Annotated in this window: 15 protein-coding genes, 1 tRNA gene and 1 pseudogene; 14 read left to right on the top strand and 3 right to left on the bottom strand. The window is 58.5% G+C overall.

Features of this window, described 5'->3' with window-relative positions; genetic code table 11:
- Nucleotides 1-143 precede the first annotated feature (143 nt).
- From AC1Z24_RS24260 to AC1Z24_RS24195, 14 genes are all read left to right on the top strand, one after another.
- A complete protein-coding gene (locus tag AC1Z24_RS24260; protein ID WP_483743026.1) occupies nt 144-890 on the top strand; it encodes a YebC/PmpR family DNA-binding transcriptional regulator in 747 nt (248 codons plus the stop codon).
- Between the two features lie 136 nt (nt 891-1,026).
- Entirely contained in the window at nt 1,027-1,551 is a 525-nt protein-coding gene (gene ruvC, locus AC1Z24_RS24255) for a crossover junction endodeoxyribonuclease RuvC (RefSeq protein ID WP_259109709.1), read from the top strand.
- A 65-nt stretch (nt 1,552-1,616) separates the two neighbouring features.
- A complete protein-coding gene (gene ruvA, locus AC1Z24_RS24250; protein WP_259109706.1) occupies nt 1,617-2,225 on the top strand; it encodes a Holliday junction branch migration protein RuvA in 609 nt (202 codons plus the stop codon).
- A complete protein-coding gene (ruvB, locus tag AC1Z24_RS24245; RefSeq protein ID WP_483743025.1) occupies nt 2,226-3,284 on the top strand; it encodes a Holliday junction branch migration DNA helicase RuvB in 1,059 nt (352 codons plus the stop codon).
- Between the two features lie 137 nt (nt 3,285-3,421).
- On the top strand, nt 3,422-3,889 hold the full coding sequence (gene ybgC, locus AC1Z24_RS24240) for a tol-pal system-associated acyl-CoA thioesterase (protein ID WP_483743024.1): 468 nt from the start codon (nt 3,422-3,424) through the stop codon (nt 3,887-3,889).
- Nucleotides 3,879-4,574, top strand: a complete 696-nt coding sequence (gene tolQ / locus AC1Z24_RS24235) for a protein TolQ (protein ID WP_259109698.1) — start codon at nt 3,879-3,881, stop codon at nt 4,572-4,574. Before ybgC ends, tolQ begins: the two co-directional genes overlap by 11 nt.
- Nucleotides 4,575-4,597: 23 nt before the next feature.
- Nucleotides 4,598-5,053 carry a protein TolR gene (gene tolR, locus AC1Z24_RS24230; protein ID WP_259109948.1) on the top strand — a complete coding sequence of 152 codons (456 nt, stop codon included), beginning with the start codon at nt 4,598-4,600 and terminating at the stop codon, nt 5,051-5,053.
- Entirely contained in the window at nt 5,053-6,150 is a 1,098-nt protein-coding gene (tolA, locus tag AC1Z24_RS24225) for a cell envelope integrity protein TolA (RefSeq protein ID WP_259109697.1), read from the top strand. The genes tolR and tolA overlap by 1 nt, the downstream gene beginning before the upstream one ends.
- Nucleotides 6,151-6,197: 47 nt before the next feature.
- Entirely contained in the window at nt 6,198-7,448 is a 1,251-nt protein-coding gene (gene tolB / locus AC1Z24_RS24220) for a Tol-Pal system beta propeller repeat protein TolB (protein ID WP_483743023.1), read from the top strand.
- Nucleotides 7,449-7,502: 54 nt separating this feature from the next.
- Entirely contained in the window at nt 7,503-8,003 is a 501-nt protein-coding gene (gene pal, locus AC1Z24_RS24215; RefSeq protein ID WP_259109695.1) for a peptidoglycan-associated lipoprotein Pal, read from the top strand.
- 6 nt (nt 8,004-8,009) lie between these two features.
- Nucleotides 8,010-8,828 (top strand): tol-pal system protein YbgF, encoded by an 819-nt coding sequence (gene ybgF / locus AC1Z24_RS24210; RefSeq protein ID WP_259109694.1) that lies wholly within the window; start codon nt 8,010-8,012, stop codon nt 8,826-8,828.
- Nucleotides 8,829-8,999: 171 nt separating this feature from the next.
- Nucleotides 9,000-9,647, top strand: coding sequence for a 7-carboxy-7-deazaguanine synthase QueE (gene queE, locus AC1Z24_RS24205; protein WP_483743022.1), 648 nt, complete (start codon nt 9,000-9,002; stop codon nt 9,645-9,647).
- A gap of 16 nt (nt 9,648-9,663) precedes the next feature.
- The gene (gene queC / locus AC1Z24_RS24200) at nt 9,664-10,338 is read left to right on the top strand and encodes a 7-cyano-7-deazaguanine synthase QueC (protein ID WP_483743021.1); all 675 of its coding nucleotides are present in this window, start codon (nt 9,664-9,666) and stop codon (nt 10,336-10,338) included.
- A 63-nt stretch (nt 10,339-10,401) separates the two neighbouring features.
- Nucleotides 10,402-10,477, top strand: a tRNA-Lys gene (locus AC1Z24_RS24195).
- 195 nt (nt 10,478-10,672) lie between these two features.
- Here the strand turns inward: AC1Z24_RS24195 and AC1Z24_RS24190 are convergent.
- The 3 genes and pseudogenes from AC1Z24_RS24190 to AC1Z24_RS24180 all read right to left on the bottom strand — a co-directional run.
- Complete coding sequence (locus AC1Z24_RS24190; RefSeq protein WP_483743020.1) at nt 10,673-11,605, bottom strand: substrate-binding domain-containing protein; 933 nt, start codon at nt 11,603-11,605, stop codon at nt 10,673-10,675.
- A gap of 17 nt (nt 11,606-11,622) precedes the next feature.
- The gene (locus AC1Z24_RS24185) at nt 11,623-12,327 is read right to left on the bottom strand and encodes a methyl-accepting chemotaxis protein (protein WP_483746703.1); all 705 of its coding nucleotides are present in this window, start codon (nt 12,325-12,327) and stop codon (nt 11,623-11,625) included.
- 201 nt (nt 12,328-12,528) lie between these two features.
- A pseudogene (locus AC1Z24_RS24180) lies at nt 12,529-12,900 on the bottom strand (methyl-accepting chemotaxis protein); the annotation flags it as partial.
- Nucleotides 12,901-13,314 lie beyond the last annotated feature (414 nt).

Below are 13,314 nucleotides of genomic sequence, written 5' to 3'. Positions count from 1 at the left end.
CTCAGGCCGCACCGTTGCATCAGTTGATGTGATCGTGCGGCCCGATTGCACCCACACAGGGGTGCCCGATTGAGTTGAAGCTTCTTGCCAGAGCTGTACAGGGCAGGGGGTGAGCGTGTTTCAAGAAGAATTCGGAGCGAGATATGGCAGGTCATTCTAAGTGGGCGAACATCAAGCACCGCAAAGAGCGTCAGGATGCCAAGAAAGGCAAGATCTTCACCAAGTGGATTCGTGAACTGACGGTCGCTGCCCGTCAGGGTGGCGGTGATCCGGGCTCCAACCCGCGCCTGCGCCTGGCGCTGGACAAGGCCCTGAGTGCCAACATGACCCGCGACACCATTGACCGTGCCGTTGCCCGCGGCGTCGGCGCCGATGATGGAAACGATGTCGAAGAGCTGGGTTACGAGGGCTACGGTCCTGGCGGCGTAGCGATCATGGTCGAGACCATGACGGATAACCGCAACCGTACCGCTGCCGCCGTGCGTCATGCTTTCACCAAGTGTGGTGGCAACCTGGGCACCGACGGTTCGGTGGCCTACCTTTTCGATCGCAAGGGGCAGATTTCCTTCGCTCCGGGCGTCGATGAAGATGCGTTGATGGAAGCGGCCATGGAGGCCGATGCCGACGACGTGGTCAGCCATGAAGACGGCTCGATTGACGTCTTTACCTCCTTTGCCGGGTTCTACGCTGTGCGCAACGCTCTGGATGCTGCCGGTTTCAAGGCGGCGGACGCGGAAATTGTCATGTTGCCGACTACCAGTGCCACCCTCGATCTGGACGGCGCGGAAAAGGTCATCAAGCTGATCGATATGCTTGAAGACCTGGATGATGTGCAGAATGTCTATTCCAATGCCGATATTCCAGACGATGTGATGGAGCAGCTTGGCTGAGTCCTATCGTTAAGCAGGTGGTGCACGGCAGAAGCCGGAGCGACGAAGTGGTGATGTTCAGGCCGCTATCGACCTCCGGCTTCTGCCTTTATGCTTGGCTTATCGGCAAGCGGGACTTCTCAATGCAGCAGGCGTTATGACTCTTATTCTAGGTATCGACCCCGGTTCGCGGATCACTGGTTATGGTGTGGTCCGTGATACCGGTCGGGGCTGTGTCTACGTGGCATCCGGCTGCATCCGCACCGGTAGCGGCGAGTTGCACGAGCGCTTGCAGATTGTCTATCGCGGCGTGCGCGAGGTGATTCAGACCTACGGGCCGGTGACCATGGGCATCGAAAAGGTGTTCATGGCGCGCAATGCTGACTCGGCCCTCAAGCTTGGGCAGGCGCGGGGCGCGGCCATCGTGGCCGGCGCCGAGGAGTCGCTGGAAATCGCCGAATACACCGCGACCCAGGTCAAACAGGCGGTGGCGGGCACCGGCGGGGCCAACAAAGAGCAGGTGATGATGATGGTGATGCACCTGCTCAAGCTGACCCAGAAGCCACAGATCGACGCTTCCGATGCCCTGGCCATCGCCCTGTGTCATGCTCACACCCGTTCCAGCCTGATTCCCCATGGCCTGGCCACTGCGCGCAGCCGCGGCGGTCGCCTGCGGCTCTGATGGCAGCACGGGCACTCTTTAGCGCCGCTCCTGTCAATGAGCGTGCAAATGAAAGGATCTGTTAAGTGATTGGACGCCTGCGCGGTTTTCTGGCTGAGAAACAGCCGCCGCATTTGGTACTGGACGTGAATGGCGTCGGCTATGAGCTGGAAGTGCCGATGACCACCCTCTATCGTTTGCCCCATGTGGGCGAGCCTGTGACCCTGCACACCCATCTGGTGGTGCGCGAGGATGCTCATCTGCTTTACGGATTTGCCGAAAAGCGCGAGCGCGAGCTGTTTCGCGAGCTGATCCGCCTCAATGGCGTCGGCCCCAAGCTGGCCCTGGCCTTGATGTCGGGGTTGGAGGTGGATGAACTGGTGCGTTGCGTTCAGGCTCAGGACACCTCGGCCCTGACGAGAATTCCAGGGGTTGGCAAGAAGACTGCCGAGCGTTTGCTGGTCGAGCTCAAGGACCGTTTCAAGGCTTGGGAAACCATGCCGGGAACCTTTACTCTGGTTTCTCCGGGGCCCAATGCGCCTGAACCGGTGGCGTCGGCTGAGTCCGATGCGGTCAGCGCGCTGATTTCCCTGGGCTACAAGCCTCAGGAAGCGAGCAAGGCGGTTTCCGCCATCAAGGAAAAAGATTTGAGCAGTGCTGATTTGATTCGACGTGCCTTGAAGGGAATGGCTTAAGTGATTGACGCTGACCGCCTGATAACCGCCACCGGCGGCCGGGACCGTGACGAACAACTGGACCGTGCAATTCGCCCGCTGAGCCTGGCCGACTATATTGGCCAGCCTACCGTGCGCGAGCAGATGGAGCTGTTCATTCAGGCAGCCCGTGGCCGCAACGAGGCTCTGGATCACACGCTGATCTTCGGCCCGCCGGGGCTGGGCAAAACCACCCTGGCCAATATCATCGCCCAGGAAATGAACGTCTCGATCAAAAGCACCTCCGGCCCGGTACTCGAGCGGCCGGGTGATCTTGCGGCGATCCTGACCAATCTCGAACCCCATGACGTGCTGTTCATCGACGAAATCCACCGCCTGTCGCCCATCGTTGAAGAGGTCCTGTACCCGGCGATGGAGGACTTCCAGCTCGACATCATGATCGGCGAAGGCCCGGCGGCCCGCTCGATCAAGCTCGACCTGCCGCCGTTTACCCTGGTGGGGGCGACGACCCGCGCGGGCATGCTGACCAACCCATTGCGAGATCGTTTCGGTATTGTTCAGCGTCTGGAGTTCTACAATATCGACGACCTGACCACCATCGTCATGCGCTCCGGCGGCATTCTAGGCCTGCCGATCGAGGTCGAGGGCGCTTTCGAGATTGCACGCCGTGCCCGGGGCACGCCACGTATCGCCAACCGCTTGTTGCGTCGGGTGCGGGATTTTGCCCAGGTGCGCGGCACCGGCCACATCACTCGGGCAATCGCCGATCAGGCGCTGAACCTGCTGGATGTGGATGAGCACGGTTTTGATCACCAGGACAGGCGCCTGTTGCTGACCATGATCGAGAAGTTCGACGGCGGCCCGGTGGGGGTGGACAGCCTGGCGGCGGCCATCAGCGAAGAGCGTCACACCATTGAAGATGTGCTGGAACCCTATTTGATCCAGCAAGGCTATATCATGCGCACACCGCGCGGTCGGGTCGTGACTCGGCACGCCTACCTGCATTTCGGGTTGAATGTTCCGGCGCGAATGGGCGAAATGCCAGCTTCCTCGAATTTTGTCGAAGAAGCTGACGATTAAAACTGAAAAATCGCTGATTTATTCGGCGTTTGCGTGGTCAGACTGCCTGACGCGCCTGTCTTGCAGGCATAAACCTGCAAAACGATGAAAAACAGTTGCCTGGGCGGATTGGCAACCTGAGGAGTAAGCACTAGAGTATGCGCGCGCAAAACGGGGTTCAGTCGTTCGCACATCGCTGTCGCGTTTATTACGAAGACACCGATGCAGGCGGCATCGTCTACTACGTCAATTATTTGAAATTCATGGAGCGGGCTCGCACCGAGCGACTGCGAGAATTGGGTTTTGCCCAATCCTCGATGGCGCAGGAGGGCCTGTTATTTGTCGTGCACTCCAGCGAGGCACGTTATCACCAGCCAGCACGGCTGGATGACGAACTGCTGGTGAGTGCCGAAGTGATCGAATTGAACCGTGCCAGCCTGCGATTTCGTCAACAGGTCAGGCGGGCAACGGACGATGTACTGCTCTGCGAAGGGCAGTTTTTGGTGGCGTGTGTGCGCGCCGATAGTTTGAAGCCCCGGGCCATTCCCGAAGCCTTGCGTGCGGCCTTTGCCGACCAGGGTGGCGCGGGTACACATTTAGAGCAGGAGATAAAGCGTGGAAGCTAACGTCGTCGACCATACCTCCATGTGGAGTTTGGTCAGCAATGCCAGCGTGGTCGTTCAGTTGGTAATGCTGATTCTGGTGGCTGCCTCAGTCACCTCATGGATCATGATTTTTCAGCGCAGCAGCCTGTTGCGCGCCGGTCGACGTGCCCTGGACAGCTTCGAGGAGCGTTTCTGGTCCGGTATCGATCTGTCCAAGCTGTACCGCCAGGCGGGCAGCAACCCGGATCCTGATTCGGGTGTGGAGCAAATCTTCCGTGCCGGCTTCAAGGAATTCTCGCGTCTGCGCCAGCAGCCGGGTGTTGACCCTGATGCAGTGATGGAAGGTGTGGCCCGCGCCATGCGCGTCGCCATCTCCCGCGAAGAAGAGAAGCTCGAGCAGAGCCTGCCATTCCTCGCCACCGTTGGCTCGACCAGTCCTTATGTCGGCCTGTTCGGTACGGTCTGGGGCATCATGAACTCCTTCCGCGGCCTGGCCACGGCGCAACAGGCCACTCTGGCCACCGTTGCACCGGGTATTGCCGAGGCATTGATCGCAACTGCAATCGGCCTGTTCGCAGCGATTCCTGCGGTCATCGCCTACAACCGCTTTGCCGCTCGTGGCGAAACCCTGATCAGTCGTTACTACACCTTTGCCGACGAGTTCCAGGCCATCCTGCACCGTAAAGTGCATACCAGCGAAGAATGAGCAGGTAATTCCTAATGGCTTTAATCGCTCGCGGTCGTCGCACCAAACGCAAGCCAACTGCGGAAATGAACGTAGTGCCCTACATCGACGTGATGTTGGTACTGCTGGTCATCTTCATGGTCACGGCTCCCATGATCAACCAGGGCGTGAAAGTCGACCTGCCGAAAGTCTCAAGCGAGGCTTTGCCGCAGGACAACAACAATCAGGTCCTGACCATTTCGATCAAGGCTGACAAGACCTACTACTGGAACCTTGGCAGTGAAGTCGATACCGACAAGCAGATGGACAAGGCGATGACCCTGCCACAACTGACCGACGCGGTGACCAAGATCATCGCTGCCGGCCGTGAAGCAGGCAAGCAGACCCAAGTGTTCATCCGTGGCGACAAGTCCGTTGATTACGGCTCAGTGATGGGCACGATGGGCGGACTGCAGAAAGCAGGGGTCGGGAATGTTGGTTTGATTACTGAGGCCCCCTGATGCAGCCAATTCGAGAGCCGTCCGCCTCGGAAAGCTACTTCTGGCCTACAGTCTGGGCAGTGGCCCTGCACATCCTGATTTTCGGCCTGCTCTTCGTCAGTTTTGCCATGACGCCCGAGCTGCCGGAAGCCAAGCCCATCGTTCAGGCCACGTTGTACCAGCTCAAGTCCAAGAGCCAGGCAACCAACCAGACCAACCAGAAGATTGCCGGCGAGGCAAAAAAAGCCGCTGCGCGACAGACTGAAGTCGAACAGCTGGAACAGAAGAAAATCGAGCAGCAGAAGCAGGAAGCTGTAAAGGCTGCGGAACAAAAGAAAGAAGAAGCTGCTCAAAAAGCCGAAGAACAGAAAGCCGCTGACGACGCCAAGAAGGCCGAGCAGAAGGCGGAAGAGGCGAAGAAGGCCGATGACGCTAAAAAAGCCGATGAAGCCAAGAAGGCCGCTGATGCCGCCAAAAAGGCAGAAGAGAAACAATTGGCTGATATAGCCAAGAAGAAGGCTGAAGACGAGGCGAAGAAAAAAGCCGAGGAAGACGCCAAGAAAGCAGCTGCCGAGGAAGCCAAGCGACAGGCAGCCGAAGACGCGAAAAAAGCGGCAGCCGAAGACGCCAAGAAAAAGGCAACCGAGGACGCCAAGAAGAAAGCGACGGAAGACGCGAAGAAAAAAGCGGCTGCCGATTCGGCCAAGAAGGCGCAGGAAGCGGCGCGCAAGGCCAACGAAGACAAGAAGGCACAGGCTCTGGCTGATCTATTGTCCGACAAACCGCAACGTCAACAAGCCCTGGCAGATGAGCAGGGTGACGAAACGGCGGGTAATTTCGATGACCTGATCCGCTCGCGAGCGGCTGAAGGTTGGGCGCGTCCGCCGTCTGCTCGCAAGGGTATGACTGTGGTCCTGCAAATCGCCATGTTGCCTGATGGCACTGTGACTTCGGTCAGCGTGTCCAAGTCCAGTGGTGACGGTCCGTTCGACAGCTCGGCTGTGGCGGCGGTCAAGAACATTGGGCGTCTGACAGAGATGCAAGGGTTGAAAGCTTCGGATTTCGCACCTTATCGTTCATTCAAGATGACATTCACACCTGAGGATTTAGCCTTGTGATTAACCTTCTTCGAGGACTGCTTGTCGTTCTCTGCTTTGCATCGGGAATGGTCAATGCAGAGGAAAAGAACATCATGGTCACCAGCGGCAGTGACCGAGCCACGCCAATCGCTGTCGTGCCGTTTGGCTGGCAGGGTGGCACCGTGCTGCCGGAAGACATGGCAGCCATCGTCAGTAACGACCTGTACAACTCCGGTTACTACTCGCCGATTCCAAAGCAGAACATGATCGGCCTGCCAACCCAGGCCAGCGAAGTCATTTTCCGTGACTGGAAAGCACTCGGTGCGCAGTACGTGATGGTGGGCAGCATCGTTCCTGCCGGCGGTCGCCTGCAGGTGAATTACGCCCTGTTCAACGTTGCCACCGAACAGCAGGTTCTGGCCGGCAACGTATCGGGGACCAACGACCAGTTGCGTGACATGGCGCACTATATTGCCGACCAGTCGTTCCAGAAACTGACCGGCATTAAAGGTGCGTTCTCCACTCGCATGCTGTATGTCACGGCTGAACGCTTCTCCGAAGCCAACACCCGTTACACCCTGCAGCGTTCGGACTACGACGGCGCCCGTGCGGTGACCCTGTTGCAGTCTCGCGAGCCGATCCTGTCGCCGCGCTTCGCGCCGGATGGCAAGCGTATCGCCTACGTATCGTTCGAGCAGAAGCGTCCGCGCATTTTCATTCAGCATATCGATACCGGTCGTCGCGAACAGATCACCAACTTCGAAGGCCTGAACGGTGCTCCAGCCTGGTCGCCCGATGGCAACAAGCTGGCGTTCGTTCTGTCCAAAGACGGTAACCCGGAAATCTATGTGATGGACCTGGGCTCGCGTGCGATTACCCGCGTCACCAATGATTCGTCGATCGACACCGAACCTTTCTTCGGCAAGGACGGTTCGACGATCTACTTCACCTCGGACCGTGGTGGCAAGCCGCAGGTCTATAGGACTAATATCAATGGCGGTGGTGCCGAACGCGTGACGTTCATCGGCAACTACAATGCCAACCCGAAATTGTCAGCGGATGAAAAGACGCTGGTGATGATCCACCGTCAGGACGGCTTCACTAATTTCAAGGTGGCAGTGCAGGATATGGCACGCGGTAGCGTGAAAATCCTCACAGATAGCAACCTTGATGAGTCGCCTACTGTCGCGCCCAACGGCACCATGGTAATCTACGCCACCCGCCAGCAAGGCCGGGGAGTCTTGATGCTCGTGTCCATTAATGGACGCGTTAGAGTTCCACTTCCTACCGCTCAAGGCGAAGTCAGAGAACCATCCTGGTCCCCTTATCTGAACTGACGCGGCGGCTGCACGATTTTGCTTAACACACTGGGGTTCATTAGGAGTTTCACGATGGAAATGCTGAAGTTTGGTAAATTTGCTGCGCTGGCTCTGGCCATGGCTGTAGCTGTTGGTTGCTCGTCGAAGGGCGGTGACAACGCCGGTCAAGGCGCAGCTGTAGATCCAAACGCTGGTTACAACGCCAACAATGGCGCTGTTGATGGCAGCCTGAGCGAAGAAGCTGCTCTGCGCGCAATCACCACTTTCTACTTCGAATACGACAGTTCGGACCTGAAGCCAGAAGCCATGCGCTCCCTGGACGTTCACGCCAAGGACCTGAAAGCTAACGGCGCTCGCGTTGTTCTGGAAGGTAACACCGACGAACGTGGTACTCGTGAGTACAACATGGCACTGGGCGAGCGTCGTGCGAAAGCCGTTCAACGCTACCTGGTTCTGCAAGGCGTGTCGCCAGCTCAGCTGGAACTGGTTTCCTACGGTGAAGAGCGTCCAGTTGCTACCGGCAACGACGAGCAATCCTGGGCTCAAAACCGTCGCGTCGAACTGCGTAAGTAATTTGACATGCGAACGTGCCGTCGTGCTCTAACCGTTTTGGCCCTCACCCTTCCACTTGTTGCGATGGGTGCGGTTCCTGTGGTCGATGACAATTCTGGCTCTGCTAGTAGCAGTTATCCGCCAGCTGGTTATGGCACGTCCGGCGCCTATGCCGGGGGAGGGGTTACGGCCCCTGCCTCGGCACAGGGTCAGCTGTTCATGCAGCTGCAACAAATGCAGGACGAAATCGCGCGTTTGCGCGGTGTTGTCGAGGTCCAGCAAAACGATATCCAGCGCATGAAGCAAGAAGCACTGGAGCGTTATCAGGAACTCGATCAACGCATCGGCTCAGGCACTGCTCCGGCAGCACCGGCCAATAATTCCCAACCCGCTGGCGGCGATATCAACGCCGGCGGTACACCTGCGGCCCCAGCGGCCCAGGCTCCGGCAGCAAGCGCTGAACCTGCCGATCCGGCCAAGGAAAAGCTCTATTACGATGCTGCCTTCGACCTGATCAAGGCCAAGGATTTCGACAAGGCCAGTCAGGCGTTCAACGCTTTCCTGCGCAAGTACCCAAACAGCCAGTACGCGGGCAACGCCCAATACTGGTTGGGTGAAGTCAACCTGGCCAAGGGCGACCTGCAAGGTGCCGGTCAGGCTTTCGCCAAGGTCAGCCAGTTGTATCCAAAGCATCAGAAAGTGCCTGATTCACTGTATAAGCTGGCCGACGTCGAGCGTCGCCTGGGTCATACCGACAAGGTCAAAGGCATCCTGCAGCAGGTTGTCGCCCAGTATCCTGGCACTTCGGCCGCTCAACTGGCCCAGCGCGATCTGCAACGTCTGTGACGTTCTGACCCCGCGTTCAAGAAAAGCCGCGCCTGTCGCGGCTTTTTTCGTTTAGAATCTCGCACCGAAATTCTGCTGTTAAATACGCTTGTGCGGATTCTGCGATTGCAGGGTGTGCGCAAGTGCTGACGGAGGCGGACGGCCTGTTTAGCTGTTACGCCCGTGGCCCCTATGCAAGACACATTACGTATCACCGAAGTTTTTTACTCGCTTCAGGGTGAAACACGTACAGCCGGCCTGCCCACTGTATTTGTTCGCCTCACCGGCTGCCCGTTGCGCTGCCAGTACTGCGACAGCGCCTACGCTTTCAGCGGCGGCAGTATCATGACCCTGGACTCCATCGTCGAGCAGGTCGCGGGTTATCGTCCCCGTTATGTCTGCGTGACCGGCGGTGAGCCACTGGCCCAGCCCAACGTCATTGCCCTGCTCAAGCGTCTTTGTGACGCCGGCTACGAGGTTTCCCTGGAAACCAGTGGTGCATTGGATATTTCGGCGGTCGACCCCCGTGTCAGCCGTGTGCTCGACCTGAAAACACCGGGTTCCAAGGAAGTCGCGCGCAATCGCTATGAAAATATCGAGTTGCTGACGCCAAACGATCAGGTCAAGTTCGTGCTCTGCTCCCGTGAAGACTACGATTGGGCGGTGTCCAAGCTGATTCAGTACGGCCTTGAGCGCCGGGCGGGTGAGGTGCTGTTTTCCCCCAGCCATCACGAGCTCAACGCCCGGGACCTGGCCGACTGGATCGTCGCCGACAACCTGCCGGTACGCCTGCAAATGCAGCTGCATAAACTTCTCTGGAACGATGAGCCGGGGCGCTGAAATGAGTGAGATGACCATGACCGAAAAAAGAGCCGTGATTCTGTTGTCCGGTGGCCTGGACTCCGCCACTGTCGTCGCCATGGCCCGCGCCGAAGGCTATGCCTGCTACACCATGAGCTTCGATTACGGCCAGCGCCACCGCGCCGAACTCGACGCCGCTGCTCGCGTTGCCCGTGATCTGGGCGCAGTCGAGCACAAGGTGATCGGCCTGGACCTCAACGGCATTGGCGGCTCGGCCCTGACCGACAGCTCCATCGCCGTACCGGAAACGCCCACCGAAGGCATCCCGGTCACCTACGTACCGGCGCGCAACACGGTATTCCTGTCCCTGGCCCTGGGCTGGGCAGAAGTATTGGGCGCGCGGGATATCTTTATTGGCGTCAACGCCGTGGACTATTCGGGCTACCCCGACTGCCGTCCCGAGTTCGTCGAGTCGTTCGAGCGCATGGCTAACCTGGCGACCAAGGCCGGCGTAGAAGGCAATGGCTTCACCATCCGCGCGCCCCTGCAGAACCTCAGCAAGGCCGATATCGTCAAAGCGGGTACCCAGTTGGGCGTGGATTACAGCCTGACCGTTTCCTGCTACCAGGCCGATGATCAGGGCCGTGCCTGCGGCAAATGCGACAGCTGCCGCCTGCGCGCCGAAGGCTTCGCCAGCGCCGGTTTTGCCGACCCTACGAAATATTTTTAAAATAATTCGAATTTTGTGTTGAATTACTCATAGAAATCAGTAATATACGCGCCACGCAACAGAGGGTCGTTAGCTCAGTTGGTAGAGCAGTTGGCTTTTAACCAATTGGTCGTAGGTTCGAATCCCACACGACCCACCATTTTGAAAATCCGGAAGGTCCACGAAAGTGCGAATTTCCGGATTTTTTTTGCGTTCAAAAAATGGCTAGCGAAAAACCCATCAAAATCTAGAGCGAACCGACTGGCAGCCGTCTGCCGTGAAACATAGCGTCGGCTCACGCGTATTGGACGCTTTTCCTTGAGCGTCAGGATCACTGTGAATGGCAGAGCAGTCCTTAGTTGTCGCGACTGACGAACTGCAGGCGGTTCTCCGGTGTAATCAGTTTGAACGGCACCCAGATCACCGGTGAATCCAACACTTCACCGCGGGCCATGCGCAGAGCGGCTTCGACCGCGCCGTTGGCTTGGCCAACGGCGTCCTGGAACACACTCACTGCCATCTTGCCGTCGGCCATCAGCTTCAGGCCGTCGGGTGTGCCATCAATGCCGCCGACCCAATAGTCCTTGGCATTCTTGCCGGCTTTTTCCAGGCCCATGATCGCACCAATCGCCATCTCATCGTTATTGGCCGCGACAATCGAAAAATCCACGCCCTGCTTTACCCATTCGATGATGATGGTCGCCGCCTGGCTGCGTTCCCAGTTGCCGACCTTTTTCTGTACGACCTTCATGTTCGGGTACTTGGCGACGACTTTTTCCACGTCTTCGGTGCGCATCAAGGAGGACTTGTTGCTCGGGTCGCCAACCAGGATCACCACGTTACCCTTGTAGTTGGCGCGGCGGGCCAACTCCTCCATTTGCAGAGTGCCTGATTCCAGCTCATCGGACCCGACAAAAGCGGTCTGCGCCGGCCATTTATCGGGGGCGGGATTACGGTTGACGAACACCAGCGGGATTTTCGCGGCCGTTGCCAGGCGCATCATTTCCGCGGCGCTCTTGCCATTGACCATCGCGACCACGATGGCGTCGACCTTCGAATTGACCAGGTTGCGGAACTGACGCATCTGCAAGTCGACGTTGTTTTCGCCGTTTTCCATGAAGAGGTCGGCTTGCAGCACGGCGGCGTGCTTCTGCACACCATTGCGCAGGATGCTCTGAAAGTTATCGTCGTATTTGGCCATGCCCACGCCCAGCAGCGGCGTGGCAGCCTGGGTCAGACCGGTGACACAAAGACTGGCACTCAGGGCAAGCGTTAACCATTGTTTCATGTCGATTCTCCCGAGCGTCAAACGCTGAAATGATGGAGCAGCTCGCGCTGCACTTTGGCCATGTCGGACAGGCCTTGGCTGCTGCTGGCGCTGCGCTCGGCACCTTCTGCCGTTTGCTGGGCCGAATCGTTGATTTGAGTCACCATTCGGCTGGTTTCCTGCACCGTGGCGCTTTGCTCTTCGGTGGCCGCCGCGATCTGCAGGTTCATGTCACGGATCGTTCCCACGGCGTCGCCCATCGCCACCAGCAATTCATCGGCGCCAGTTGCCAGGGTCACGCAGTGGTTGGATTGCACTTGGCTTTCGTTCATGACCTGAACCACTGAATGAATCTTGCCCTGCATCTGGCCGATCATCTCCTGGATCTCGCTGGTCGACGCCTGAGTGCGACTGGCCAGGGAGCGGACTTCGTCGGCCACCACCGCAAAGCCCCTGCCCTGTTCACCGGCTCGGGCCGCCTCGATGGCAGCGTTGAGGGCAAGCAGGTTGGTTTGCTCGGCGATGGTGCGAATCGCGTCGACAATCCCGTCGATTTTCTGACCGTACTTTTGCAGTTCGTCAGTAACCACGGTGGCCTTGTTCACCTGCTCGGCCTGATGGCGGATGTGGGTGATGGTCTCTGCCACGCGCTGCTGCACCTTGTGGGTCAGGGCGTTGGTATCGTCCACCGCGCTGCGAGTGTCATTGGCACGCCGTGCAACCTCCTCTACGGTACTTTCCATCTCGGTCATAGCGGAGGCCGCAGAGTGCAGCCGGTCTTTCTGCTCATCCACTACACGGGTGGTCTGCTCGCTCACCAGCGCGTTATCGCTTGCCGACTGCGCCAGGTTGTCGGCAGAGTCGATCAGCTGGCGAAAGGTGACCTGCAGAGCCTGCGTCAACTCGTTCAGGTAGCCGCCCAATTCACCGAACTCATCGCGGCGGCGGACATCAAAGCGCACCCGCATATCGCCTCCGGTCAACTGCTTCAAGACTTCTCGAAACGCTTTCAAGGGGCGCCGCAGGCTGAAGGCGACCCACGTGCCGATCACGACTGCCGCGATTACGGCCAGCACGCAGGCAATCAGCAGCAGGCTGAGGCTGGTGCTGATGGTGGCGTCGGCATCGGTCTTGGCGGCGCTGGCCACCTCAACCGACTGACTGCCAAACTGACCGATCTTGTCCAGGGTTGCCAGCAAGCGGGTTTCTGCGGCTTGGCGTTGTTGGCCAACCTGATCGGCGAGCGTTGCTTCCTGCTGATAGGCCCGGTACAAACCGTCATTGCCGGTCAAGTCGTTGAGCAAGCGGTTGACCATGACACCGACGATGCGGCCCACCCTTTCATCTGCGGCAATAAGCGCCTGCAAACGGGAACTGATCACTTCGTCCTGCAGGTTGAGAAGGCGCTGCAAAGTGACAATATCCGGTGTGGTGCCGTTCGCAGCCAGGCTGTCGTAGGATTTATTAACTTCCAGCAGCAGTTTCTCTGCGGCAGTGACGTGCTCATCGGCTCCGGCACTGCGTTCGCGGACGATGTAGTCACGCAGGTAGCTGGTCAGCTGCACTGCCTGGCTGTTGCTGTAACTTTGCAGAATGCGGGTCTGGGCCACCTGCGCCACATGCTGGCCGTGGGTGGTCATCAGCGTCTGCGCCTGCTCGGCGTACGCACCGCTGAGCACGCGCTGTTGGGCCAGGTTTTCGCGCATTGACGCGCGATCACCCAAGTAGGC

The sequence above is a fragment of the Pseudomonas sp. JL23 genome (assembly GCF_056933585.1).
The sequence above is the reverse complement of the archived record's forward strand: the minus strand, read 5'-3'. Positions and strand labels throughout refer to the sequence as shown.

Excerpts from the sequence above, each read along its gene's own strand:
- AC1Z24_RS24260 (WP_483743026.1), top strand. The coding sequence starts at position 144 with ATGGCAGGTCATTCTAAGTGGGCGAACATCAAGCACCGCAAAGAGCGT.
- ruvC (WP_259109709.1), top strand. The coding sequence starts at position 1,027 with ATGACTCTTATTCTAGGTATCGACCCCGGTTCGCGGATCACTGGTTAT.
- ybgC (WP_483743024.1), top strand. The coding sequence starts at position 3,422 with ATGCGCGCGCAAAACGGGGTTCAGTCGTTCGCACATCGCTGTCGCGTT.
- tolA (WP_259109697.1), top strand. The coding sequence starts at position 5,053 with ATGCAGCCAATTCGAGAGCCGTCCGCCTCGGAAAGCTACTTCTGGCCT.
- tolB (WP_483743023.1), top strand. The coding sequence starts at position 6,198 with ATGGTCAATGCAGAGGAAAAGAACATCATGGTCACCAGCGGCAGTGAC.
- pal (WP_259109695.1), top strand. The coding sequence starts at position 7,503 with ATGGAAATGCTGAAGTTTGGTAAATTTGCTGCGCTGGCTCTGGCCATG.
- ybgF (WP_259109694.1), top strand. The coding sequence starts at position 8,010 with ATGCGAACGTGCCGTCGTGCTCTAACCGTTTTGGCCCTCACCCTTCCA.
- queE (WP_483743022.1), top strand. The coding sequence starts at position 9,000 with ATGCAAGACACATTACGTATCACCGAAGTTTTTTACTCGCTTCAGGGT.
- queC (WP_483743021.1), top strand. The coding sequence starts at position 9,664 with ATGACCGAAAAAAGAGCCGTGATTCTGTTGTCCGGTGGCCTGGACTCC.
- AC1Z24_RS24190 (WP_483743020.1), bottom strand. The coding sequence starts at position 11,605 with ATGAAACAATGGTTAACGCTTGCCCTGAGTGCCAGTCTTTGTGTCACC.
- AC1Z24_RS24185 (WP_483746703.1), bottom strand. The coding sequence starts at position 12,327 with ATGGAAAGTACCGTAGAGGAGGTTGCACGGCGTGCCAATGACACTCGC.